This window comes from Dactylosporangium salmoneum (genome assembly GCF_039532525.1).
Classification (GTDB): domain Bacteria; phylum Actinomycetota; class Actinomycetes; order Mycobacteriales; family Micromonosporaceae; genus Dactylosporangium; species Dactylosporangium salmoneum.
The window spans coordinates 2445-26029 of record NZ_BAAARV010000031.1 but is presented as its reverse complement, the minus strand read 5'-3'; the positions used below and the strand labels follow the sequence as shown (position 1 = coordinate 26029).

Annotated in this window: 21 protein-coding genes and 3 pseudogenes; 12 read left to right on the top strand and 12 right to left on the bottom strand. The window is 70.3% G+C overall.

From position 1 onward, the window contains the following. Positions 1 to 509, top strand: a pseudogene (locus ABD352_RS20950) (hypothetical protein); the annotation flags it as partial. On the opposite strand, the gene ABD352_RS20945 reads toward ABD352_RS20950, so the two are convergent. Beyond that, positions 451 to 1008 carry a DUF2306 domain-containing protein gene (locus ABD352_RS20945; protein ID WP_344614119.1) on the bottom strand — a complete coding sequence of 186 codons (558 nt, stop codon included), beginning with the start codon at positions 1006 to 1008 and terminating at the stop codon, positions 451 to 453. The pseudogene ABD352_RS20950 and the gene ABD352_RS20945 sit on opposite strands and share 59 nt — an antisense overlap. Before the next feature lie 74 nt (positions 1009 to 1082). On the opposite strand from ABD352_RS20945, the gene ABD352_RS20940 reads away from it, so the two are divergent. From ABD352_RS20940 to ABD352_RS20915, 6 genes are all read left to right on the top strand, one after another. Further along, positions 1083 to 1781, top strand: a complete 699-nt coding sequence (locus tag ABD352_RS20940; RefSeq protein ID WP_344614118.1) for an arsenate reductase/protein-tyrosine-phosphatase family protein — start codon at positions 1083 to 1085, stop codon at positions 1779 to 1781. Between the two features lie 17 nt (positions 1782 to 1798). Continuing rightward, positions 1799 to 2461, top strand: a complete 663-nt coding sequence (locus tag ABD352_RS20935) for an arsenate reductase ArsC (protein ID WP_344614117.1) — start codon at positions 1799 to 1801, stop codon at positions 2459 to 2461. 25 nt (positions 2462 to 2486) lie between these two features. Further along, positions 2487 to 3218 carry an aquaporin gene (locus ABD352_RS20930; protein ID WP_344614116.1) on the top strand — a complete coding sequence of 244 codons (732 nt, stop codon included), beginning with the start codon at positions 2487 to 2489 and terminating at the stop codon, positions 3216 to 3218. 38 nt (positions 3219 to 3256) lie between these two features. Next, positions 3257 to 3667, top strand: coding sequence for an arsenate reductase ArsC (locus ABD352_RS20925; protein ID WP_344614115.1), 411 nt, complete (start codon positions 3257 to 3259; stop codon positions 3665 to 3667). 81 nt (positions 3668 to 3748) lie between these two features. Next, entirely contained in the window at positions 3749 to 5071 is a 1323-nt protein-coding gene (locus ABD352_RS20920) for an NAD(P)/FAD-dependent oxidoreductase (protein ID WP_344614114.1), read from the top strand. A gap of 197 nt (positions 5072 to 5268) precedes the next feature. After that, positions 5269 to 5844, top strand: a complete 576-nt coding sequence (locus ABD352_RS20915; RefSeq protein WP_344614113.1) for a hypothetical protein — start codon at positions 5269 to 5271, stop codon at positions 5842 to 5844. A 924-nt stretch (positions 5845 to 6768) separates the two neighbouring features. Here ABD352_RS20915 and ABD352_RS20910 read toward each other — a convergent pair. Then, positions 6769 to 7065, bottom strand: a complete 297-nt coding sequence (locus ABD352_RS20910; RefSeq protein WP_344614112.1) for a hypothetical protein — start codon at positions 7063 to 7065, stop codon at positions 6769 to 6771. A gap of 348 nt (positions 7066 to 7413) precedes the next feature. Between ABD352_RS20910 and ABD352_RS20905 the strand changes: the two are divergent. Together ABD352_RS20905 and ABD352_RS20900 are read left to right on the top strand one after the other, a co-directional pair. After that, positions 7414 to 8484: pseudogene (locus ABD352_RS20905) on the top strand (malectin domain-containing carbohydrate-binding protein); the annotation flags it as partial. A 13-nt stretch (positions 8485 to 8497) separates the two neighbouring features. Continuing rightward, a pseudogene (locus tag ABD352_RS20900) lies at positions 8498 to 9693 on the top strand (glycoside hydrolase family 18 protein); the annotation flags it as partial. A 103-nt stretch (positions 9694 to 9796) separates the two neighbouring features. Here ABD352_RS20900 and ABD352_RS20895 read toward each other — a convergent pair. The 6 genes from ABD352_RS20895 to ABD352_RS20870 all read right to left on the bottom strand — a co-directional run bounded on the left by ABD352_RS20895 (position 9797) and on the right by ABD352_RS20870 (position 16539). Then, a complete protein-coding gene (locus ABD352_RS20895) occupies positions 9797 to 10543 on the bottom strand; it encodes an amino acid ABC transporter ATP-binding protein (protein WP_344614111.1) in 747 nt (248 codons plus the stop codon). Continuing rightward, positions 10540 to 11394, bottom strand: a complete 855-nt coding sequence (locus ABD352_RS20890; protein ID WP_344614110.1) for an amino acid ABC transporter permease — start codon at positions 11392 to 11394, stop codon at positions 10540 to 10542. Before ABD352_RS20890 ends, ABD352_RS20895 begins: the two co-directional genes overlap by 4 nt. Further along, the gene (locus ABD352_RS20885) at positions 11394 to 12272 is read right to left on the bottom strand and encodes an ABC transporter substrate-binding protein (protein ID WP_344614109.1); all 879 of its coding nucleotides are present in this window, start codon (positions 12270 to 12272) and stop codon (positions 11394 to 11396) included. The genes ABD352_RS20890 and ABD352_RS20885 overlap by 1 nt, the downstream gene beginning before the upstream one ends. A gap of 107 nt (positions 12273 to 12379) precedes the next feature. Further along, entirely contained in the window at positions 12380 to 13786 is a 1407-nt protein-coding gene (locus ABD352_RS20880; RefSeq protein WP_344614108.1) for an aminobutyraldehyde dehydrogenase, read from the bottom strand. Between the two features lie 9 nt (positions 13787 to 13795). Beyond that, entirely contained in the window at positions 13796 to 15244 is a 1449-nt protein-coding gene (locus tag ABD352_RS20875; RefSeq protein WP_344614107.1) for an NAD(P)/FAD-dependent oxidoreductase, read from the bottom strand. Next, entirely contained in the window at positions 15241 to 16539 is a 1299-nt protein-coding gene (locus ABD352_RS20870; RefSeq protein ID WP_344614106.1) for a glycosyltransferase, read from the bottom strand. The genes ABD352_RS20875 and ABD352_RS20870 overlap by 4 nt, the downstream gene beginning before the upstream one ends. Before the next feature lie 117 nt (positions 16540 to 16656). Between ABD352_RS20870 and ABD352_RS20865 the strand changes: the two genes are divergently transcribed. Further along, positions 16657 to 17307 (top strand): TetR/AcrR family transcriptional regulator, encoded by a 651-nt coding sequence (locus ABD352_RS20865; RefSeq protein WP_344614105.1) that lies wholly within the window; start codon positions 16657 to 16659, stop codon positions 17305 to 17307. Between the two features lie 13 nt (positions 17308 to 17320). Here ABD352_RS20865 and ABD352_RS20860 read toward each other — a convergent pair whose 3' ends face one another. Genes ABD352_RS20860 through ABD352_RS20845 form a run of 4 tightly spaced genes read right to left on the bottom strand, consistent with a single transcriptional unit; the run spans position 17321 to position 21127 of the window. Continuing rightward, entirely contained in the window at positions 17321 to 18364 is a 1044-nt protein-coding gene (locus tag ABD352_RS20860; RefSeq protein WP_344614104.1) for an ABC transporter ATP-binding protein, read from the bottom strand. Then, the gene (locus ABD352_RS20855) at positions 18361 to 19131 is read right to left on the bottom strand and encodes an ABC transporter permease (RefSeq protein ID WP_344614103.1); all 771 of its coding nucleotides are present in this window, start codon (positions 19129 to 19131) and stop codon (positions 18361 to 18363) included. Before ABD352_RS20855 ends, ABD352_RS20860 begins: the two co-directional genes overlap by 4 nt. Next, on the bottom strand, positions 19124 to 20014 hold the full coding sequence (locus ABD352_RS20850) for an ABC transporter permease (RefSeq protein WP_344614102.1): 891 nt from the start codon (positions 20012 to 20014) through the stop codon (positions 19124 to 19126). The genes ABD352_RS20855 and ABD352_RS20850 overlap by 8 nt, the downstream gene beginning before the upstream one ends. Continuing rightward, positions 20015 to 21127, bottom strand: coding sequence for a polyamine ABC transporter substrate-binding protein (locus ABD352_RS20845; protein WP_344614101.1), 1113 nt, complete (start codon positions 21125 to 21127; stop codon positions 20015 to 20017). A gap of 113 nt (positions 21128 to 21240) precedes the next feature. On the opposite strand from ABD352_RS20845, the gene ABD352_RS20840 reads away from it, so the two are divergent. Both ABD352_RS20840 and ABD352_RS20835 read left to right on the top strand, forming a co-directional pair. After that, on the top strand, positions 21241 to 22341 hold the full coding sequence (locus ABD352_RS20840; RefSeq protein ID WP_344614100.1) for a hypothetical protein: 1101 nt from the start codon (positions 21241 to 21243) through the stop codon (positions 22339 to 22341). Between the two features lie 13 nt (positions 22342 to 22354). Beyond that, the gene (locus tag ABD352_RS20835; protein WP_344614099.1) at positions 22355 to 23314 is read left to right on the top strand and encodes an SIS domain-containing protein; all 960 of its coding nucleotides are present in this window, start codon (positions 22355 to 22357) and stop codon (positions 23312 to 23314) included. Positions 23315 to 23585: the final 271 nt, after the last annotated feature.

Sequence of the window (23585 nt, the reverse complement as noted above, 5' to 3'; positions counted from 1 at the left end):
GCGCCGACCCGGCCGCGGCCGCCACAGTGGCGATCGGCGAGTCCGGGCCGCCGGGCGTGGTCGCGGCGGCGTTCGCCCGGCAGCTGCTAGCCGAGTCCGCGCACCGGGTCGCGCTCGGGCTGCTGTGCGTCGGCCCGCTGGTCGGGATGCTGTGGGTGGGTGCGGCGCCGGTCGGGTCCGGTGCGGGCTGGGCCGGCCGGGTCGGTGCGGCGCTCGCGGCCGTGCCCGCGTACCCGGTCCTCCTCGCGGTTGCGGTCCCGGCCGCCGTGCTCGCGCTCGCCGCGGGCCGCCGTCGTGCCGGTTCGCGGGTGGAGCGGCTCGCCGCGCCAGCCGTGCAGGCGGCGGTCCTGGCCTGTGTCGCCGGCGACGTGCTGCTGCTCGGTACGGTCCTGGTCGCGGGCGTGCCCGGCGGGTTAGCACTGCTCGCCGCGGCCGGCAGCGGGCTGCGGCTCAGCGCGGCGGCGCTGGCGGGCCGGCAGGTGGCCCGGCTGGCCGCGGCGAGCCGCTGAGCGCGGTGAACCGGCGCAGCGCCCGCCAGGTCAGCACCGCCGCGACCGCCCCGGGCAGCAGCCAGGAGGCGAGCGGCGGCAGCCGGTCCCACACCGGCAGCTGCCGGCCATTGTCCACGTAGAAGCCGGTCAGCAGCGCCGCGAACGACCCGGCCATCCCGGCCGCGTGCCGCAGCGGCCAGCCCGGCCGGTGCCGGCGTCGTGCCGCCCATCCGACCGCCCCCAACCCGGCCGCCACCACCGCCGTCGCCAGCAGGTGGTTGTCAGCCGGCCAGCGCACCGCCGCCAGCACGACCGCGGTCAGCGCCACCGTGCCGAGCCCCCACAGGTACACCCGCCCCCACCGCGGATGTCGGCCCGCACCCTTGCGGGCCACGCACGCCACGGTGCCGCACACCACGCACGTCAGCCCGGCACCGACATGCACCGCCAGCGCGACGACGAACACCGGACCGGCATCCGGCACCTCGAGCCCGAAGACGCGCATCACGACCTCCACATAGCTAGCATGGCTACATATCGCCACGCTACGCTCCTTGACGATCGGTCAATAGTTCAGCACTCATTGAGTCAATGAACGCTGAGTTTTCGTCAGTGGAGGTGCGGGCCCGGGCGCGCGCCGCGCTCGGCGATCCTGCCCGCCTCGCCATCGTCGACACCCTCGTCCTCGGTGACGCCTCGCCGGGCGAGATCGGCCACGCCCTCGGCCTGCCGACCAACCTCGTCGCGCACCACATCAAGGTGCTGCAGGGCGCCGGCCTCGTCACCCGGACCCGGTCCGAGGGCGACCGCCGCCGCACCTACCTCCGTCTCGTCCCGGAGGTCCTCGCCTCCCTCGCCCCGCCCGCACTCGGCGCCGCCGAGCGTGTGGTCTTCGTGTGCACCCACAACTCGGCCCGCTCGCAGCTGGCCGCCGCGCTGTGGCGTGACCGGGTCGGCGGCCCGGTCGCCTCCGCCGGGCGCCCGGCGCAACGGGTCCACCCGCGGGCAGTGAAGGTCGCGCACCGCCACGGCCTGGCCCTGGACGCGGCCGGGACCGCGTACGTCACCGACGTGGTGCACGACGGGGACCTCGTCATCGCGGTCTGCGACAACGCCCACGAGGACCTCGCCGGCCCGGCCGCGCCCGTGCATCCGCGGTTGCACTGGTCTGTGCCGGACCCGGTCCGGGTCGACACCGACGCGGCGTTCGAGGCCGCCTACAGCGATCTCGCCGACCGGATCACCCGCCTGGCGCCCGCCGTCGCCCCCGCCCAGCGCTGCCCCGAATGACCTTTGGAGTCTTCGTCATGACCGAGTCGCTTGCGTACTTCTACCACCCGGACCTGTCCGTCGATCAGCAGCTCGCGCTGCGCACCGCGGCCCAGCGGCTGGCGCGGGAGTTCGACGGCACCTACGGCGCCGAGACCATCGAACGGTTCCTGCACACCAGCTACGAGCAGTTCGCCAGCCTATCGAGCGTGCCGAACTTCCTGCCGCTGCTGGCCGAGCGCTTCGCCCGGCAGCGGCTGCACGCCCTGGCCCGCGTCGAAGGCCACCACCACGACGGCAAGCCGGTCGTGTTGTTCCTGTGTACGCACAACGCGGGCCGGTCGCAGATGGCGCTGGGGTTCTTCACCCACCTCGCCGGCGACCGTGCCGTTGCCTGGTCCGGCGGGTCCGAGCCCGGCCGGGAGATCAACCCGGCCGCGGTCGCCGCGATGGCAGAGCGAGGGATCGACATCACCGACGAGTACCCGAAGCCGTGGACCGACGAGATCGTCCGCGCCGCCACCGTCGTGGTCACCATGGGCTGCGGCGACGCCTGCCCGGTCTTCCCCGGCACCCGCTACGAGAACTGGGACGTCGACGACCCGGCCGGGCTGGACGTCACCACCGTCCGACCGATCCGCGACGAGCTCGAACGCCGTGTCCGCATGCTGCTCGCCCAGCTCGAAATCCCCGCCAACTAATCACCCAGACGGGACTGCTACGCACGTGAACCCCACCTTGTGGCGCCGGCTGCTCGCCGAGTTCGTCGGCACCGCCCTGCTCGTCACCGCCGTCGTCGGCTCCGGCATCATGGCCACCCGGCTCAGCGACGACATCGGCCTGCAACTCCTGGAAAACTCCGTCGCCACCGCGTTCGCGCTCGGCGCGCTCATCCTGACCTTTGGCCCGGTGTCCGGCGCGCACTTCAACCCGGTCGTGTCGGCCGTGGACTGGTTCCTCGGCCGCCGCACCGGCACCGGCCTGTCAGCCCAGGATCTCGGCGGCTACATCGGCGCCCAGACGGCCGGGGCGATCGGCGGCGCCGTCCTGGCGGACCTGATGTTCAAGCTGCCCGCGGTCGACATCGCCGCCAAGCACCGCACCGGCACCGATCTGTGGCTCGGTGAGGTCGTCGCCACCACGGGCCTGCTCCTGTTGATCTTCGCCCTGGCGCGGTCCGGCCGGGCCTCGGTCGCACCCGCGGCGGTCGGCGCGTACATCGGCGCCGCCTACTGGTTCACCAGCAGCACGAGCTTCGCGAACCCGGCCGTGACGATCGGCCGGGCGTTCACCGACACCTTCGCCGGGATCGCGCCGTCCTCGGTGCCGGGGTTCATCGTCGCGCAGCTCGTCGGCCTGGCCGTCGGGGTCGGGCTGCTCCTCGCGCTCTATCCGTCCGTCGGCAGCGCCGCCGGTGACGTCGTCGTCCACCCCGACGGCGAGTCCGTACGTTCCTGAACCACCGACCGCACTGCCATCTTCGGAGGAACCACCGCATGAGCACCAAGCCTTCTGTCCTGTTCGTGTGCGTGCACAACGCCGGCCGCTCCCAGATGGCCGCCGGCTGGCTGCGCCACCTCGCCGGCGACACCGTCGAGGTTCGTTCCGCCGGCTCCGAACCGGCCGATCGGATCAACCCGGTCGCGGTCGAGGCCATGCGTGAGGTCGGCATCGACATCACCGCCAACACCCCGCGCAAGCTCGACTGGGACACCGCCGAGTCCTCCGACGTGCTCATCACCATGGGCTGCGGCGACGTCTGCCCCGTCTTCCCCGGCAAGCGCTACCTCGACTGGAAACTCGACGACCCCGCCGGCCAGGGCATCGAGGCTGTCCGCCCGATCCGCGACGAGATCCGCCGCCGCGTCGAGCAGCTCATGACCGAGCTGCCCGTCACCACCGGCTGACGACCCGTTCACGCGCTCCGCCGCCGGGCTAGGTCCTCCCCGGCGGCGGTTCTTGCCTGCCTTCCCGAAAGGGCCGATCACATGCGCCTGCTCGTCATCGGCGGCAGCGATGCCGGCATCAGCGCCGGGCTGCGCGCCCGCGAACTCGACCCGACCGCCGACGTCACCCTCCTGGTTGCCGACCGGTACCCGAACTTCTCCGTCTGCGGGATCCCCTACCACGTTTCCGGCGACGTCCCCGAGTGGCGCAACCTCGCCCACCGCAGCACCGGCGACCTCGAAGCCGCCGGTCTCCAGCTGCGCCTGGAACACCGCGCCACCGCCATCGACGCCGATGCGCACACCGTCACCGTCACCGCCACCACACCGCACGGCGCGACCGCGGTGGTCGGCTACGACCGGCTCGTCATCGGTATTGGTGCTGTCCCGGTCATCCCGCCGATCGACGGCCTGGACCGGCTCGGCCCCGCCGACGGCGTCCACGTCCTGCACACCATGGACGACACCTTCGCCATCCTGCGCACCATCACCGACCGCGGGGCCACCCGGGCGGTCATCGTCGGCGCCGGGTACATCGGCCTTGAGATGGCCGAGGCGTTGACCACCCGCGGCCTGACCGTCACGCTCCTCGAACAGGTCGACCAGGTCATACCAACCGTCGACGCGGAACTCGCCGAACCCCTCGCCGAGCACCTGCGCGAGCGCGGCGTCGCCGTACACACCGGCACCAAGGTCCACACCATCGATCGCACCCGCGGCGGCCTCGTCGTCGGCACCGACGCCGGCGACCACCAGAGCGACGTCGTCCTCGTCGTGACCGGCGTCCGTCCCGACACCGGCCTCGCCGCCCGCGCCGGGGTAACGCTCGGCGTGCGCGGCGCGATCGCCGTCGACCGTGGCATGCGCACCAGCCTGCCTGACGTCTACGCCGCCGGCGACTGCGTGCACACATATCACCGGCTCCTCGACCAGCATGTGTATCTGCCGTTGGGCAGCACCGCGCACAAACAGGGCCGCGTCGCCGGCACCAACGCCACCGGCGGCAACGCGACCTTCGCCGGGTCACTCGGCACCCAGGCCGTCAAAGTCTTCGACCGCGTCGTGGCCGGCACCGGCCTGCGCGACCACACCGCCCGCGCCGCCGGATACGACCCCGTCACCGTCGCCACCACGGCCGACGACCACAAGGCGTACTACCCTGGCGCCACCCCGGTCCGCATCCCCGGGCGGTGTCCTGTTGGGCTTGCCTGGCGGCTGCCACCGGGACACCGAGGTTCCCCTCCGGAGGAGCCGCCGGAGGCAAAGACCGTGACCACACGCGGAGGCCGGGATTCCTGGCGGGAGCGACGGTCGCGCCCCCGACGAACCCGAGTAGAAAGAATGCTTTTAGGGTTTCCGCTTTAGCGGTGACAGATACTTCCCCAACCCCGCACCAGCTTTGTCGCACGGCCGCCCCGTAGTGTTTGCGCGCGAGCAGAGCCGAACGATAGGCCGAAGATAGCCAGAATATAGGGCGGGCAACTAGAGTTCGCCGCGCCTGCTAGTCCATTGATTCAGGCTGATGCGAGCGACCTTCCGTCGCCTCACCGAAGGGATTTGAGATGCGCTGGTTTCGCATTATGGTCGCCGCCTTAATGGCGGCGACCGTGGCCGCAATTGGTCAGGCCGCAACCGCACACGCCGGCTACCCATCTGGATATCAGCTCTGGTCAAAAATTTTCAACCCCAACAATAATAATGAATATTGTCAGCTTCACACCAATAACCGCAACAACATACGGTTTGTGAACAACTTCTACGGCGTCCGTGCCTTCTTCATTTTGGACGGCTACTTCGCGGCAGGGGACTCCTGCCGAATTGGCAAGTCGAACCTGGTAGTTAGTTCACACTCACAGAGCATCGTACTGTACGACGAAAACGGCGTCCCAAGATGGAGCATGGGCTCTCCATACTACGTGGAGACGAACCGTTCTTACAGCTACCTCCAAGGGTTGGATGGCAATTTCGTGCAGTACAGCGAAAATGGCGCGGTGCTCGGCGCGACGAACACCTGTTGTACGCCTTACGCCTACGAGGTGGTTATGGCGGTCCAGTCGGACGGCAATCTGGTGGTCTACTGGTACCACTACGAAACCGACTTTTACGAGGTGAAGTTCACAACCAACACGGCCCACTAGGCTCGCAACCATCTATGCAGTCAGTGAAGTTTACCACTTCATTGGTGTTTCGGCAGTGCGGCCTGCGGCTGCCTCATCTTGCGTCGGCTACGTAGGTTATCTATGTGACGAGCATCTATTAATTGCGTGGTTTGGTCGTAGTGTGCTGGTGCATTTCGGTATCTCATCTACACGGGGGTAGCAGTGCTACATCAAGTCAGAAGAGTTTCTATTGGCCGTATAACTACGGCCGCGCTGCTCGGCCTGACGAGCATCTTGGTCTCCGCAGCGACCGTGAACGCGGCGCCCAAACCCAGTCCCACGACTGGCGGCATCGCGTCGACCCCGACCGCAATGCCAACGACGAGCAGCGCTGCCAACGTCACGGTCGACAAGACCGGCAGAGGAATCCTGTCCGAGGAGGAGCTCAGGCAGGTGCGGGCCAACAGCGTTAGAGCCACTAGCGGAGAATCTGGCGGCCGAACGTCCGCCGCCGGACTGCAGGCCTGCAGTCTGTTGATCAAGGCCTATAGCGTAGGTTTCAAGATCGGCACCGGTGCAACAATTTCGGAGGCGCCGTTCCGGGGTGTTAATACCTGGCGCCTTACTGGCGGTACTTGGCTGGCGACCGCGCTCGCCGCCAGCGAACGCTGAGAAATTGCGTTGAATATCATCAATCGCTGCTCCTGGCGTGGATGGCACGCCTCGACACGTCGGAGAAGGCGGCCCTGGTGGCGGCTACGGTCCAGACACCTGTCGATTTGAGCACTCACCCTGCAGATTTCCGGGAATGGTCTGGCCGACTGCGGATGTTCCGCGACGGGCGCCTGGTCGATGAAGACGTCGAGCATGAGGGCGACCGCCTCGCAGACATCGAGCGGCGGGGAAGCGGGGTCGCCTGGGCCGAGGACGGCACCTGCATTGCGGACATCGTCGTCGGTCCGGCTACAGCAGATCGAAGAGTGTTTCGAACCGGGCCGCCAGGATCGCGTCGACGTCGCCCTCCAGTCGAATGCTGACCACACTTCCGCCGACGGCCTGGGCGAGATGCACCACAAGCGACGGCGTTCCTGCCAACGGGTAGCTGAACCAGCCGTTGGTCGACTCGTCGTCGGTGTCCTCGAGGGCACCGGTCAGCGCCACCTCGTCGAGGTCGTCATACCCATACCCGATGTACCTTCTGGCGTGCCTCAGGAACTGGACCACGTTGTCCTCGAACACCCAACCCGCGATCAACGGCACGGCCCAGTGTCGCCCGCCTCGAACGCTGCATCGCGCCCGCATGGGGCAGATCAGTGCGCCGGCGTAGACGTGGCAGGATCGCGGCCGTGGCTACCCGCGTCCTGGCGACCATGGCCCGCGGCAGGTCGATGCCGTGCACGGCGACGCCGCGCGCCGCCAGCGGCAGCGCGATCCGCCCCGTGCCGCCGCGTCACCGCAGACGGGCTGCCCCCACCCCGACCCTGCCGGCTCGACCCGCGGTGTATTGACGAGCGGCTGGGCGTGAGTACCGTTCTTCAATTAAGTAACTTTGTTTCCGGTAGTGCTCTGCCGACCCGACCCCTCCCACACCCCCTTACGGAGCACGGCATGAGGAATCGAGCCTCGTTCAGGCGCACGGCCGCCGTGGCGGCCGCCGCGTTGTTACTGCCCGTCGCCGCCAGCCTGGTGGCCCTTCCGAACGCGGCCGCGGCGGCGACCGCGCCCATTCGCGTCAACGCCGGCGGACCGGCGTTCACCGACAGCGCCGCGGCGACCTGGTCGGCGGATCACGCGTACAGCTCCGGCAACTGGGGCTACGACACGCTGTACGGCGGCTCGTCGACGGCCTCGCCGATTGCCGGCACAACCGACGACGCGCTGTACCAGACGTACAACCTTTTCAGCAACTGGGCCGGCTACAAGTTCGACGTTCCCAACGGCACCTACCAGGTCACACTGAAGATGGTGGAGGACTGGGCCAACGCGGCCGGCCAGCGCAAGTTCGACGTGCGCATCGAGGGCGTGACGGTGCTGAGCGCGTTCGACATCTTCGCGTCCTGCGGCTCGCTCACCGCGTGCGACCGCACCTTCAGCACGACCGTCAGCGACGGTCAGCTCAACGTACAGTTCAACATGAACGGCGGCGCCAACTACGCGACCGTCTCCGCCATCGCGGTGACCGGTGGCGGCGGCGGTGACACGACGCCGCCGAGCACGCCCGGGAGCCTGACCGTCACCGGCACTACCTCGTCGAGCGTCTCGCTGTCGTGGAACGCCTCCACCGACAACGTCGGCGTCACCGGCTACGACATCCTGCGCGGCGGCACGACCATCGCAACCGTCACCGGCACCTCGTACACCAACACCGGACTCGCCGCCAGCACCACGTACACCTACACCGTCAAGGCCCGCGACGCGGCCGGGAACCTCTCCGCGGCCAGCAACCAGGTCTCGGCGACCACGCAGGGCACCGGCGGGGGCGACACGACGCCGCCGAGCACGCCCGGGAGCCTGACCGTCACCGGCACTACCTCGTCGAGCGTCTCGCTGTCGTGGAACGCCTCCACCGACAACGTCGGCGTCACCGGCTACGACATCCTGCGCGGCGGCACGACCATCGCAACCGTCACCGGCACCTCGTACACCAACACCGGACTCGCCGCCAGCACCACGTACACCTACACCGTCAAGGCCCGCGACGCAGCCGGGAACCTCTCCGCGGCCAGCAACCAGGTCTCGGCCACGACGCAGTCCGGCGGCGGTGGCGGAGGCGGCAACCGGGTCGTCGGCTACTTCGTCGACTGGGGTGTCTACGCCCGCAACTACCACGTCAAGAACATCGACACCAGCGGTACCGCCGCGAAGCTGAACGTCATCAACTACGCCTTCGGCAACGTGACGAACGGCCAGTGCGCGATCGGCGACAGCTACGCCGACTACGACCGGTTCTACGACGCGGCGTCCAGTGTGGACGGTGTCGCGGACACGTGGGACGCGGGCGCGCTGCGCGGCAGCTTCAACCAGCTGCGCAAGCTCAAGCGGAAGTACCCGAACCTCAAGGTGGTCTGGTCGTTCGGCGGCTGGTCCTGGTCCGGCGGCTTCGGTCAGGCGGCCGCGAACCCGACCGCGTTCGCCAACTCGTGCTACAACCTGGTCAAGGACCCGCGGTGGGCTGACGTGTTCGACGGCATCGACATCGACTGGGAGTACCCGAACGCCTGCGGCCTCACCTGCGACAGCAGCGGGGCGGCCAGCTTCCGGACCCTGATGTCGGCGGTGCGGTCCCGCTTCGGCTCCGGCAGCCTGGTCACCGCCGCGATCACCGCGGACGGGACCAGCGGCGGCAAGATCGACGCGGCCGACTACGGCGGCGCGGCGCAGTACGTCGACTGGTACAACGTCATGACGTACGACTACTTCGGGGCCTTCGCGCCGCAGGGCCCGACGGCGCCCCACTCTCCCTTGACGTCCTACAGCGGGATCCCGACGCCCGGGTTCTACTCCGACGCGGCGATCCAGAAGCTCAAGAGCAAGGGGATTGCGGCGAGCAAGCTGCTACTCGGCATCGGCTTCTACGGCCGCGGCTGGACCGGCGTCACGCAGAGCGCCCCCGGCGGTAGCGCGACCGGCCCGGCGCCCGGCACGTACGAGCAGGGCATCGAGGACTACAAGGTCCTCAAGTCCAGTTGCCCGGCGAACGGCACCGTGGCCGGCACCGCCTACGCGTACTGCGGCAGCAACTGGTGGAGCTACGACACGCCGAGCACCATCGCCGGCAAGATGAGCTACGCCAAGAGCCAGGGCCTCGCCGGCTCCTTCTTCTGGGAGATGTCCGGCGACACCAGCAACGGCGAGCTGATCACCGCGATGCGCAGCGGCCTCGGATAACGAGAAGTTCGATCCCGCCGGCGGCCCGGGTATGCGTCGTACCCCGGCCGCCGGCGGCGCAATTGCGTCTGCCCGGACGGGTCGGTCCGGGACGGGGACGGTCTCAGAGGCGGCCGGCCTCGATGACGCGGCGCAGGAACTGCCGGGTGCGGGCCTCGCGGGGCTCGCCGAGGACCTGTTCGGGCGGCCCGTCCTCGACCAGCGTCCCGCCGTCGAGGAAGCACACCCGGTCGGCCACCTGGCGGGCGAAGCCCATCTCGTGCGTGGCCAGCAGCATCGTCATGCCGTCGGCCTTGAGGTCGCGGATGAGGGCCAGCACCTCGCCGACGAGCTCCGGGTCCAGCGCCGACGTCACCTCGTCGAGCAGCAGCAGCCGGGGCTTGTTGATCAGCGCCCGCACGATGGCGACCCGCTGCTGCTGGCCGCCGGAGAGCCGGTCCGGGTACGCGCCGGCGAGCTCGGCGAGGCCGATCCGCGCCAGCAGCGCCATCGCCTGCTCGCGCGCCTGCGCGGCCGGCAGGCGGTGCACCCGGCGCGGGGCGAGGGTCACGTTGTCCAGGACCGACATGTGCGGGAACAGGTTGAACGCCTGGAACACGATGCCGATGCGGCGGCGGACCCGGTCCGGGTTCACCCGCGGATCGGTGATGTCCTCCCCGTCAAGGCGGATCGTGCCGTCGTCGACCGGCTCGAGCAGGTTGATGCAGCGCAGCAGTGTCGACTTGCCCGAGCCGCTGGCGCCGATGAGCGCTACCACCTCGTGCTCGGCGACGTCGAGGGAGACCCCACGCAGCACCGGGCGGGTGCCGAACACCTTGTGCAGGTTGTCGACGGACAGGACGGCGGTCACAGGCGGTTGTCTCCGGATTGGCGGCGCGCCGCCCGCAGGGTGACCCAGTCGGTCACGGCGATGAGCGGAATCGCCAGCAGGACGAACAGCACGCCCGCGACGATGTACGGGGTGAAGTTGTAGCTCTTCGCCGTCGCGATCTGCGCGGCGCGTACCGCGTCGATCGCCCCGGCGAGCGAGACGAGCCCGACGTCCTTCTGCATGGCGACGAGGTCGTTGAGCAGCGGCGGGGCGACCCGGCGGACCGCCTGCGGCAGCACGACGTGCCGCATGGTCTGCGCATAGGTCAGGCCGAGCGAGCGCGCCGCCGCGCGCTGCGACGGGTGCACCGACTCGATCCCGGCACGGAAGACCTCGGCGATGTACGCGCCGTAGGTCAGCATGATCGCGATGCCGCCGAGAACCAGCACCGTCGGCGTGCCGGAGAGGCGCAGCCCGGGCACGCCGAAGGCCAGCACGTAGATCGTGATGATGAGCGGCACACCGCGGAAGCTGTACGTGTAGCCGGTCGACAGCGCGCGCAGCGGGAAGAACACGGCGGGGCGCAGCGTGCGCAGCAGCGCCGCGCCGAGCCCCAGCAGCAGTGCTCCGGCGGCGCAGAAGATGAGCAGTCGCACGTTGAGCCACAGGCCGCGCAGCACGTCCGGCAGCGCGTCCCGGGCGGCGTGCAGGTCGAAGAAGCTGTCCTTGACCCGTTGCCAGCCGGGCGCGCCGGTGATGCCGAAGTACAGCGCCACCACGACGACGACGGTGGAGACGGCGGCGACCGCCACCGACAGGATTGTCTGCCGGCGGCGGTACGCCTCGCGTTCGAGCTGGACCGGGCTTTTGGCCGGTAACGGAGTGCTCATCAGGACAGCGTCGGGGCGCCCTGCGTCGCCGACAGCCACTGTTGCTCCAGGTTCTTCAGCGTGCCGTCGGAACGCAGCGCGTCCACGGCCTGGCTCACGCAGGCCGTCAGCGCCGAGCCCTTGTCCAGCACCAGGCCGAACTGCTCCGGGGTGCCGGACGTCTGAGGCAGCTGCCCGACGATCACGGCGCCGTCGATCTCGGCGCCGGTGACGTAGAACGCCGTCGGCAGGTCGACCACGAGCCCGTCGATCTGGCCGTTCTGCAGCGCCTTCTTCGCGTCGTCGTTGTTGTTGAACACCGCGGGCTGCGCCGACGGCTTCACGACCTCGGTGATCGAGCGGTAGCTGGTGGTGCCGACCTGCGCGCCGAGCTTGGCGCCCTTGAGATCAGCGAGCGTCTTCGCACCGGCGATCTTGGAGCTCTTCAGCGCGATGACGGTCTGGGTGACGTCATAGTACGGCGAGGAGAAGTCGACGGCCTGCCGGCGCTCGTCGGTGATGGAGAACTCGTTGATGTCGAAGTCGTACGCCTTGGGCCCGGGCGCGATCGCGTTGTTGAACGTCACCCGCGTCCACGCCACCTGCTCCTTGCCGTAGCCGAGCTTCCCGGCCACGGCGTAGGCGACGGCGGACTCGAAGCCCTGCCCGCTCTCCGGCTTGTTGTCGGCGAACCACGGCGGGTACACGGGATCGTCGGTGCCGACGGTCAGCTTGCCCGCGGTCACGGTCTTGAGCTGGGCAGGCGCGCAAGCGGCAGCCGCGCCGGAGGCGCCGGCCGAGCCGGCGGGCGCCGTCGTGTCGTCGACGGGGGCGCAGCCGGCTGCGGCGGCCAGGACGCAGGTGAGCCCAGCCGTGAGGATGAGGGTCGCGGGACGCATGGCGCGGATCATAACCACTGGTCAGGTAGGAATAGCAAGGTGTCCACGGTCACTGCGTACCTTGCGCGGACGTCGCCATACCTGCGCGCGGTCATCGGGACCACCGATCAGGCCGGGCGGAAGGAGTCGCGCGCGGCGGGCGCCGCGTGCTTGATCATGAGATGCCGGGTGACGGAGTACTCGGCCAGCGACTCCTGGCTGAGGTCCTTGCCGAACCCGGAGTTCTTGACCCCGCCGTGCGGGGCCTCGGACGCGATCGGCAGGTGGTCGTTGATCCACGTCACGCCGACGTCGAGCCGATGGGCGGTCCGTAGCGCGCGGGCGACGTCGCGGGTCCACACCGAGGACGCCAGGCCGTACTCGACGTCATTGGCCAGCCGTACCGCCTCGTCCTCGTCGTCGAAGGGCAGCACCACGACGGCGGGTCCGAACACCTCTCCCTGGACGATCTCGCTGCGCTGGTCGGCGCCGAGGATCAGGGTCGGCGGGAAGAAGAACCCGGGACCGGCGGCGGGCGAGCCGCCGAGCGCGACGGTCGCCCCGTCGGCGATCGCCCGGGTCACGAAGCCCGCCACCCGGTCCCGGTGGCCGGCCGAGATGAGCGGACCGATGTCGGTCTCGGCCGACCACGGATCCCCGGTACGGATCTTCGCCATCGCGGCCTCGAGCGCCGCGACGGCATCGGCGTAGGCCGGTCGCTGGACGTAGACCCGCGTGGCGGCGGTGCAGTCCTGGCCCGTGTTGTAGGTGGCGCCCATCGCCACGCCGGAGGCCATCTCGGACAGCACGGCGTCGTCGAAGACGATGGCCGGCGCCTTGCCGCCGAGTTCGAGGTGCACGCGTTTGAGACGGGTCGCGGCGCCGCGCATCACCTCCCGGCCGGTGCGGGTCGACCCGGTGACGCTGACCATGTCCACGCCCGGGTCCTCGACCAACGCCGCGCCCACGTCGGCGCCGCCGGTGACCACCTGGACGAGGCCAGCCGGTGCCCCGGCCTCCTCGATGAGGCGGGCCAGGGCCAGGGTCGTGCGGGGCGTCTGGGGCGCGGGCTTGATGACCACCGCGTTGCCGGCGGCCACAGCGGGAGCGATCTTCCAGATCGCCATGACGAGTGGGAAGTTCCACGGCGCGATGGAACCGACGACCCCGACGGGCCGGCGCACGAGCATGGACGTGTAGCCGGCGGACAGCGTGCCGGCGCCGGTCCCGTCCAGCGACCGCGCGGCGCCGGCGAAGAAGCGCAGGTTGTCCACGCCGAACGGCAGCTCGCCGTCGGTCATGACCGGCGCCGGCTTGCCGGTCTCCTCGACCTCGAGGCGGGCCAGTTCCTCAGCGTCGCGTTCGACGAGGTCGGCCAGGCGCAGCAGGACCCGGGCCCGTTCCGCCGGGGTGGCCTCGCGCCATTGCGCGAAGGCGGCCCGCGCCGTCGCCACCCGTGCGGCGACGTCCGCCGTGGGGGTATCCGGGATCTCGTCGATGACGGCACCGGTCGCCGGGTTCGTCAGTACTGCCACGTCAGCTCCTCAGCTGTTGAATCCGACGCCGAATCGATCGAGTAGGCGCAGCCACGGGCCACGGCGCCCGTCGCGCCGGTCCGCGGCGGCGAGTGCGCCGCGGGTCAGTTCCACGACCGGGAAGCGCAGCGGCTCCGGCGGGAACGGAACCGGCCGCCGGCGCACCATCCGCAACCGGGTCCGTTCCGTCTCCCGCCCGGCGAGCAGGTCGAGGGCCACCTGGGCGCCGAACCGGGAGGCGGCCACGCCGAGCCCGGTGTAGCCGACGGCGTAGGCAATGCGGCGGTCGCGGGTGGTGCCGAACATCGGGGTGAAGCGGGTGGTTGAGTCGATCACGCCACCCCAGCGGTGGGTGAACCGCACCCCGTCGAGCTGCGGGAAGGTCTGCGCGAAGTGCTGGGCGAGCAGGCGGTGGGTGGCGTCGCGCTGCTCGAGCGCCTCGTCGACGCGGTTGCCGAACCAGTAGACGGCGTCGTACCCGCCGAACAGCACGCGGTTGTCGTCGGTGAGGCGGTAGTAGTGGAACTGGTTGCCGGCGTCGGTGAGTCCCTGCGCCTGCGGCCACCGCAGCTCCGCCCGCTGCGCGTCGCTGAGTCGCTCGGTGACGAGCACGTAGTCGTAGACCGGCAGGATCCAGTGGCGCAGCCGCCGCAGCGGCGGCGGGTAGGCGTTGGTCCCGATGACCACCCGGTGGCCGGATATCCGGCCGTCGGCCGTGCGCACCGTCACGCCACCGCGGCCCCGGTCGAAGCCGGTGACCCTGGTGTCCTCATGGATCCTCACCCCGAGTGCCTCGGCGGCCCGCGCCAGCCCCCAGGTCAGCCGGGCGGGGTCGACCAGCCCGCCGGTGCCGCGCACGCGGACGCCGCCGAGGTAGGTCGGCGACGCCACGTCCGCGCGCATCCGCTCGCCGTCGAGCAGCGTGGCGTCGTCACCGTACGACCGGTGCAGTTCGGCCAGGGCGGTGAGCTCGGTGAGCTGGTACGGCGCGACTGCGACGGTCGTCTTGCCGCACAATCTGAGACCGGCGTCGATATGGTGTTGCCGCACGGTGTCGGCGATCGCGGCAAGGTTCTCGCGGCCGAGCCGGACCAGCGTCGTCAGCTCGTCCGGCCAGCGCGACAGGCCGTGGGACAGGCCGTGGGTGAGCGAGTCGGAGACGAAGCCGCCGTTGCGTCCGGAGGCGCCGTAGGCGATCCGCCGGGCCTCCAGCAGTACCACGTCGGCGGCGGGATTTTCCTGCTTGGCCAGGATGGCCGTCCACAGTCCGGTGAAACCTCCGCCGATCACCACGAGGTCGGCGGAGCCGGCGCCGGTGTGCCGCGGCCGGGACTGCGGCGCGTCGGCGCGGTCGGTCCAGAACACGGCCGGCGCGGCGTCGGCGAGGGCTCGCCGGGCCTTTGCCAGGGACGCGGACGTGGAGCCGTTGGGGGCCGCTGCGGCGTACCGCTCGGTCATCGAGCGGTCCCGGTCGCGCCAGCCAGCCGCTCGATCGCGTCGGCGGCGTGCCGCAGGCCGTCGGTGGCCCGAATCGCCGCACCGTGCGCCGCGAGGCGGCCGCGCAGTCCGTCGTCGGCCAGCAGGCGCTGGATCGCGCCGTGCAACTGCTCGTCGGTGAAGCGGTACGGGTCCAGGCGCACCCCGAAGCCGAGCTCGTCGACCCGCTGGGCGTTGTCGTACTGGTCCCAGAACAGCGGCAGCACCACCATCGGCTTGCCGAAGTGCAGCGCCTCGGTGGTGGTGTTGTTGCCGCCGTGCGTGATGACCAGATCGACCAGCGGGATGATGTTCGCCTGCGGCAGGAACTCCGCGCCCCACATGTTGTCCGCGAGCTCGAACTCGGCGTGCAGGGGACCCTTGGAGACGATGTACCGGTGCGGCGTCTTGGCCAGCGCGTCGATGACCCGCCGCATCAGCTCGACGTCGGCGGACCCGAGCGAGCCGAGGCTGAAGTAGATCAGTGCGCCATCGCGGCCGGCGAGCTGCTCCGGCATGGCGAACTCGCCGTCGGTCTCCCGAACCGAGGATTCGAGCCGCCGCCAGGTCGGGCCGAGCGGCCGCGCGTCGGTGTAGTCGGCGATCTCCGGGTACACGTACAGGTTGAGGTCGCCCTCGTGGATGAACTCGAGGTCGGGCAGGCCCGGCGCGCCCTGCTCACGGACCCAGGCGTCGAACTCCTCCCACACCGGGCGGTGGACGCGGTCGTACTCGGATCGGAACGCGGCCCAGCCGGACCGGTCGGCGGCGGGGTAGCCGGAGAAGGCCGGGGCGATGTCCGGGCCCTTGATCTCCAGCGGGTTGCAGGACACGATCCGGACGAACGGCACGCCGGCGGTGTTGAGCGCCGGGAACGCCACGACGTTGTCCTCGACGATGACATCCGGCCGGACCCTGGCGATGATCTCCAGCAGCCTGGGCTGGCAGAACCGGGCGCCGTTGATGAGCTCCGCCCACACCGGCTTGACCCAGGTCTCGAGCTGTTCGATCGTCGGCTTGCGGAACTCGGGGGCGGTGTCGCGGATGAAGTCCTTCCAGAACTGGCCGGCGTCCTGCTCTTCGGCGTGCTCCGCCGGTGGGGCGAGGTCGACGAGGTCTTCGTCGAACCCGAGCGCGGTCAGCTTCCCCCGCCACGACGCCTCGGCGGCGAACACCACGCGGTGCCCACGGCGGCGCAGGACGTCGCCGATGCCGATGCAGTTGTTCGTGGGACCGTACGCGCTCTCGGGCATGAACAGGACCGTCAACCGGGACATCGCCTCTCCCAACGTTCTTGTTGAAGCGAGATTCAACAAGGTCGTCGCTCGGCAGTCAATATGCGGGCACTATGGTGGTGTGCAACCTGTTGACGTCGTACCCCGGATCGGTGCCGCATGACCTCCCGCAAGTCCCGTTCCGAACGCCGCCAGGACCTCATCGAGGCCGCCCGCCGGGCGATGATCCAGCACGGGACTGACACGGTCCTGCTCAACCAGGTCGCCGAGCAGGCCGGCCTCACCTCCGGCGCGGTGCTCTACCACTACCCGGACCTGCGCGACCTGCTGCTGGATGCGCACCACGCCGGCATGGAGCGCTTCTACGAGCTGCGCGTGAAGAGGATCGCCGACATCGCCGACCCGGTCCAGAAGCTGGTCATGACCATCCGCTCCGGACTGCCCACGGACGCCGACGACGCCGACGTGCGGCTGCTGTGCGAGCTCGGCGGCGCGGCCGGTCGCAACCGGGTCTACGCCGCCCTGCTCACCACGCTGTACGACCGGCAGGTGTCCATGTACCAGACGATCCTCGAGCTCGGCGCGGCGCAGGGCGTGTTCACGCTCGCGGCGGACTCGCAGACGATCGCCCGCAATCTCGTCGCGCTCGAGGACGCCTACGGCTACCGGATCGTGGCCCGCCACCCGACCCTGCGCGCGGCGGAGGCGGTCGAGCTGATCGTGTCGTACGCGCGCCTGGTCACGGGGAACCCGTTGACCGCACAGGAAGAGCCGGCCCGGCCCCGGCGGACCCGGCGCACCACAACGTAGGCTCGGGCACGGCTCAGTCTTGCCCGAGCAGCATGGCGTCGGACACCGACCATCCCACCCCGGTCTGCTCGCCGAGGGTGACCGGGGCGGCGCCGGCAACCGTGACCAACAGCGGCCGGTCGAGTCCCGCGACCCGCACCGCCACCCGGGTGGTGCCGCCGAAGAACGTCACGTCGGCCACCACGCCGGCCAGCCCGTCGCCGCAGCCCAGCCGCACCCGTTCCGGGCGTACCGCCAGGGTCGCGCTCGCTCCGACGCTGGCCGCCGGGACCCGGCAGGGCAGCACGCCGACGCCGGGCACGTGCAGGCCGTCCGTGGCGGCCACCCCGGTGACGAGGTTGTTCGCGCCGATGAAGTCCGCCACGAACAGGTCGGCGGGGCGCTCGTACAGCGGCACCGGCGCGTCGATCTGGCGCACCCGGCCCTCGCTGAGCACGGCGATCCGGTCGGCCAGTGACATCGCCTCCTCCTGGTCATGGGTGACGACCACGAAGGTGATCCCCACCTCGTGCTGCAGCCGTTTGAGCTCGAGTTGCATTTCGGCGCGCACCTTCTTGTCCAGCGCGGAGAGGGGCTCGTCGAGCAGCAGCAGCCGCGGCCGCTTCACGATCGCCCGGGCCAGGGCGACGCGCTGCCGCTGGCCGCCGGAGAGCTGGTGCGGCCGGCGCCGGGCCAGTCCCGTGAGGCCGGCGGTGGTGAGCACGGCGTCCACCCGCTCGCGGATCTCCGCCTTCGGCAGCCGTTCACGCTCCAGCCCGTACGAGATGTTCTTCGCCACGCTCATGTGCGGAAACAGCGCGTACGACTGGAACATCAGGTTGACCGGGCGCCGGTGCGGCGGCACGGCCAGCAGGTCGGCGCCGTCGAGAGTCACCGACCCGCTGTCGGGGTATTCGAAGCCGGCGAGGATCCGCAGCAGGGTCGTCTTGCCGCAGCCGCTCGGGCCCAGCAGGGCGAAGAACTCGCCCTGGCGGATCTCGAGGCTTACCTGATCGAGTGCCCGGACCTCGCCGAAGCGCCGGCTGACGGCATCGATGCGGACCAGAGGTTCGTTCACAGCGACTCCGTGAGGCGGGACAGGCGCTGGGCGACGATCACGAACGTGAAGCTGACCGCGAGCAGGATCGTGGCCAGCGCGTTGATCTCGGGCGTGACGCCGAAGCGCACCATGGAATAGATGACGATGGGTAGCGTCGGGTTTTGCGGACCCGCGGTGAAGAACGCGATGACGAACTCGTCGATGGACAGCGTGAAGGCCAGCAGCGCACCGGCGATGATGCCCGGCGCGAGCGACGGCAGCGTGATGCGCACGAAGGTCTGCAGCGACGTAGCGCCGAGATCGCGTGAAGCCTCCTCCAGCGACCCGTCGACGTGTGCCAGGCGGGTGCGGACCACGGCGGCGACGAACGCGGTGCCGAACACCGCGTGCGCCAGCAGGATGGAGTGCCGGCCGAGCGTGAACTGCACTGCGGTGTAGAAGGCGAGCAGGCCGATGGCGAGCACGATGTCGGGCAGTACCGCCGGCGCCACCGCGATCGCGTCGAGCAGCTTCGAGCGGGTGTGGCGGGCGAGGCCGACGGCGAGCAGGGTGCCCAGGACGCTCGACACTACGGTCGCGCCGGCGGCGACCAGCAGCGTGTTCACCAGCCCCTCGCGCACCGCCTGATCGGCGAACAGCCGGCCGTACCAGGCGGTGCCGAACCCGTCCCACCGGTACGGGGTGTCGGCGGCGTTGAAGGACATCACCACGAGGACCGCGATCGGCAGGTACAGGAACAGGTATGTCACCGCGGCCGGGATGTGCAGCCAGCTGAATCTACGCACGGCTTCCCCCGTTGGTGAGCCGGCGAGCCATCCAAGCCTGCGCCATGAGTAGCAGCACGAGCAGGGCGATGACGATGAGCGCCAGCGTCGAGCCGAACGGCCAGTCGCGCGCCTTGAGGAACTGGTCGCGAATGAGGTTGCCGACCATCACCGTGCGCCCGCCGCCGAGCAGCTCGGGGACGACGAAGTTACCGAGGCTGGGCACAAACACGAACACGCAGCCGGTCAGCACACCGGGCAGGGTGAGCGGCAGGGTCACCGACCAGAAGGTCCGCGCCGGACGCGCGCCCAGGTTCGCCGAGGCCTCGCGCAGCTGCGGGTCCAGGCGCTCGATCGCCGAGTACAGCGGCAGCACCATGAGCGGCAGGTAGGCGTAGAGCAGGCCGCCGACGACGGCGCCCTGGGTGTAGAGCAGCTCCAGCGGCCGGGCGATGAGTCCGAGCCCGGACAGGACCCGGTTGATCACCCCTTCGCTGTTGAGCAAGATGATCCATGCGTACGTGCGGATCAGGAAGTTGGTCCAGAACGGCAGGACCACCAGCACGAGCGCGACGGTCCGCCAGGTGCGGGGAAGCCGCGCGATGAGGTATGCGGTCGGGTAGCCCAGCAGCAGCGCAAGCAGCGTGGTGATTGCGGCCAGCTTCACCGAGTTCCAGATGACGCCGAGGTACAGCCCGTCGGCGACCCGGGTGTAGTTGTCCGCCGAGGCCTCGTACACGATCCCGCCGAAACGACCGCGGTGGAACAGGGTGTAGCTGAGGACGAGCGCGAGCGGCACGAGCATGAACACCGTCAGGTAGCCCAGTCCTGGGCCGAGCGTGGCCAGCCGCCCGACGATGCGTTCGCGTCGGGCGGCCGGCGGCGACGTGCGAGCCGTGGCCATCTATGCGGCCGAGACCTCGGTCGCGATGCGGGTGTAGGTCGGCGCGGCGTCGCCGAGGTCGACCGGCACCTCGTTCTTGAGCAGCTCGGCCGGGGTCATCCGCAGCTGCGGGTGGCTCTCCAGCACGTTGGCGTCGACCTTGGCCATGGCGGCCGCGTTGGGCACCTTGTACAGGATGTTCGTGGCGGCCCAGGAGTGGTTGTCGGCGTCCAGGATGTAGTTGATGAAGGCGTGCGCGGCCTCCTTGTTCTTCGACGTCTTCAGGATGACCATGGTGTCCACCCAGAGGTCGCTGCCCTCCTTGGGCACCACGAACTTGATCCTGGAGTCGTCGGTGGGGCACCAGCCGTCCCAGGACTCGACCAGCGCGGCCTCGCCGGACTTGAGCCGGTCGCCGAAGGTCGTGTCGTCGTAGGCCAGCAGGGTCTTCTTCGCCGCGAGCAGCTGCTGCTTCACCTGCTCGAGCTGCTTGGTGTCGGTGGTGTTCGCGGAGAAGTTGAGCGACTTCTGCGCCGGCAGCATCAGCCACCGCTCGGTGGCCATCATGGTCACCTTCTTGGCCACCTGCGGCTTGGGGGTGAGCAGGTCCTCCCAGCTGTCCGGGGTGTAGCCGGCCAGGTCGGTGCGGTAGCACAGGCCGGTCGTGCCCCAGGTGTACGGCACGGAGAAGGTGTTGCCCTTGTCGTAGGCCAGTTGCCCGGCCTCGGGGTAGAGGTTCTTGAGGTTGGGCACGAGATCGGCGTGGATCGGCTCGAGCAGGCCCTGGGCGTTGAGGGCCTGGGCGAACTGGCCGGAGACGAAGGCGACGTCGATGTGGCTGTCGCCGCCCGCGGTCAGCTTCGCGATGATCTCCTCGTTGGTGGCGTGTTTGGTGACGGTGACCGTGGGTCCCTTGGCCGCCTTGAACTTCTCGGGCAGCTCCTGCGGCATGTAGCCGTCCCAGTTGGAGACCGTGAGCGTCTGCTTGCTCAGGTCCGCATTCGGGTCGAGGGTGTCCGGGCCGGCGGTGCGGGCGTTGTCGGCACCGCCGCCGCACGCGGTCGCGGCGAGAACGATCCCGGCGGCGAGGACCGCCGGGACGGTGGCACGCCGGGTCCTGCTGAACAGCAACACTCCGCACTCCTGACGGGGGGTCGAGACAGGTGAACCGGAGTGTTGCAACGAGCGTCAACATACGCAAGACTCATGCCGCCTCTTGTAGCTAACTTTTACGTCGGAAACTGAATTTGCCTTCAACAAATCGTCACATTCGGCCGGGCGCATCGGCCGCGCTCGTCGAGGCCATCGCCGGCGGCGGCGACCCGGCCGGCCTGCGGGTGCGCCGGTACGTTCCGCTCGCCCCCGGCCCGCTCGAGGAACGGATGATCACCGTCGACCAGACGAACACGTCGGTTGTGGTGGGCGAGCGGGTCGTGGTGAAGTGGATGCGCGCGTCGGTTGACGGCCCCTCGCCCGACCGGGCGCCGGATCTGCTGGCGCACCTCGTGGCCGCGGGCTTCACCCGCACGCCGACCCCGTACGCGGCGGTCTACCGCGACGGGCCCGACGCCGGGCTCGCGGCCGTCGTGACCGGCTTCTTGCCGGACGCCGCCGACGGGTGGGACTGGTGCGTCGACGCGCTGCTCGCCCAGCTGGACGGCGGACCGCCGGCCGACTGGGCCGGGGAGATCGGGGTGCTGGCCGCCGAGCTGCACTGTGCCCTGGCCACACCGTCCGAGATCATCCCGGTGCCGGTCACCGAGGTGCGGCACCCGACGTGGGCGGCGGACGGCCTGACCGTGCTCGAGCAGGCTCGCCGGCTCATGGCGGACGCCGGGGACGACGACGGCGACTGGTTCACCGCCCGGGCGGACCGGCTGGCCGCCGACATCGGGCGGGCGCGGGAGGCCGACCGGGCGTACGTCATCCAGCCCCACGGCGACCTGCACGTCGGTCAGATCCTGCGCTGGCGCGGCGGCCTCGCGGTGACCGACTTCGACGGCAACCCGACCCTCGCCGAAGCCGACGGCGGCGCGTTGCGCGAACCGGCCGCCCGCGACGTCGCGCAGTTGCGCACGAGCCTGCTGCACGTCGGGGAGATCGCCAACCGGCGGACCGGGCAGCGGCACCGGCCGGCCGTGGCCGACTGGTGCCGCCGCGCCGCCGACGACCTGCTCGGCGCGTACCGCGGCACCCTCGACGAGCGGGGCATGGCGGAACTCTTCGACGAGCGGCTGCTGCGGCCGTTCGAGGTCGAACAGGAGTGCCGCGAACTGTGCTACGCCGCCCGTTTCCTGCCCCGCTGGCGCTACGCGCCGATGGGCGTCCTGCGTTCGTGGTACGAGTAGACCGAGGAGCACCGTGGACCCGCGCCTGTTCCTGGCCGACCTGGAAGCCAAGCCGGCCGCCCTGCGAAACCTGGCCTCGATCCTGACCGTCGGCGACGCGTGGGCCGGCCTGCCCGCGCCCGTCGACCGGGTGCTCCTGCTGGGCATGGGCAGCTCGCGCTACGCGGCGGAGATGGCGGCGCTGCGGCTGCGCGCGGCCGGCCTCGACGCGGTGGCCGAGTACGCCTCGACCGACGCCTCCTGGCCGCCCGGGCCGCGGACCCTCGTGGTCGCCATCTCGGCGAGCGGGACCAGCCAGGAGACGCTCGACGCGGCGAGCGGCTATGCGGGATCGGCGCCGCTGGTCGCACTGACGAACGTGCCGGACTCCCCGCTGGCCCGGGTCGCCGATCTCGTCGTACCGATGCATGGGGGCACCGAGGAGGGCGGGGTCGCCTGCCGCACCTTTCAGCACACCCTGGTGCTGCTGCTCGATCTGGCGGCCCGCCTGAGCGGCGAGCCGCGCGACGTCGCGAGCCTCGCGCGGCGCGCCGCCGACGCCACCGAGGACCTGCTCGCCCGCCGCGACGAATGGCTGCCAACGGTGGCCGATCTGCTCGATGGCCGGCACGGGGTCTACACCCTCGCGCCGGCGGAGCGGCTCTCCTCGGCGTTGCAGTCGGCGTTGATGGTCCGCGAGGGCCCCCGCCGTCCCGCCGCCGGATGCGAGACGGGCGACTGGTCCCACGTCGATGTGTACCTCACCAGGACGCTCGACTACCGCGCGCTGCTCCTCCCCGGCTCGCGCTACGACCGGCCGGCGCTGGACTGGCTTCGGTCCCGGGCAGCCACCGTGGTCGCGGTCGGTGCCGACGTCGCCGAGGCCGCGGCGGTCGTCCGCTACCCCGGCGACGACGACCCATACGTGCGTCTGCTGACCGAGACGCTGGTGGCGGAGCTGGTGGCGGCTCGCTGGTGGGCAGCCGCCTTCTGAACCGAAGGTCAGATAGCAACCCGGCTTTTGTTACGGCTTAATGAAGTCCTTGACTGTCTAACTGAAGCAGGATTTAAATATCGGCAGATCAGCTCAGGCGTCCGCGACCGGAGGTCAGCCATGAGTTCCAGAGGCCGAACCCAACTCACCAGCCGTCTACGTACCCTGTTCGCCGCCCATGCCCGATCCGAACGGACCGGGATCCCGGTCGACGAAATCCTCGACATGCACGCGGCCGGCGTCTCGCGCCGCACACTGCTCGGCGGCGCCG

Bases quoted from the DNA above. Each gene is read 5' to 3' on its own strand.
- ABD352_RS20890 (WP_344614110.1), bottom strand. From the start codon at position 11,394: ATGAGCACTCCGTTACCGGCCAAAAGCCCGGTCCAGCTCGAACGCGAG.
- ABD352_RS20925 (WP_344614115.1), top strand. From the start codon at position 3,257: ATGAGCACCAAGCCTTCTGTCCTGTTCGTGTGCGTGCACAACGCCGGC.
- ABD352_RS20885 (WP_344614109.1), bottom strand. From the start codon at position 12,272: ATGCGTCCCGCGACCCTCATCCTCACGGCTGGGCTCACCTGCGTCCTG.
- ABD352_RS20865 (WP_344614105.1), top strand. From the start codon at position 16,657: ATGACCTCCCGCAAGTCCCGTTCCGAACGCCGCCAGGACCTCATCGAG.
- ABD352_RS20920 (WP_344614114.1), top strand. From the start codon at position 3,749: ATGCGCCTGCTCGTCATCGGCGGCAGCGATGCCGGCATCAGCGCCGGG.
- ABD352_RS20935 (WP_344614117.1), top strand. From the start codon at position 1,799: ATGACCGAGTCGCTTGCGTACTTCTACCACCCGGACCTGTCCGTCGAT.
- ABD352_RS20870 (WP_344614106.1), bottom strand. From the start codon at position 16,539: ATGTCCCGGTTGACGGTCCTGTTCATGCCCGAGAGCGCGTACGGTCCC.
- ABD352_RS20940 (WP_344614118.1), top strand. From the start codon at position 1,083: ATGAACGCTGAGTTTTCGTCAGTGGAGGTGCGGGCCCGGGCGCGCGCC.
- ABD352_RS20875 (WP_344614107.1), bottom strand. From the start codon at position 15,244: ATGACCGAGCGGTACGCCGCAGCGGCCCCCAACGGCTCCACGTCCGCG.
- ABD352_RS20915 (WP_344614113.1), top strand. From the start codon at position 5,269: ATGCGCTGGTTTCGCATTATGGTCGCCGCCTTAATGGCGGCGACCGTG.
- ABD352_RS20850 (WP_344614102.1), bottom strand. From the start codon at position 20,014: ATGGCCACGGCTCGCACGTCGCCGCCGGCCGCCCGACGCGAACGCATC.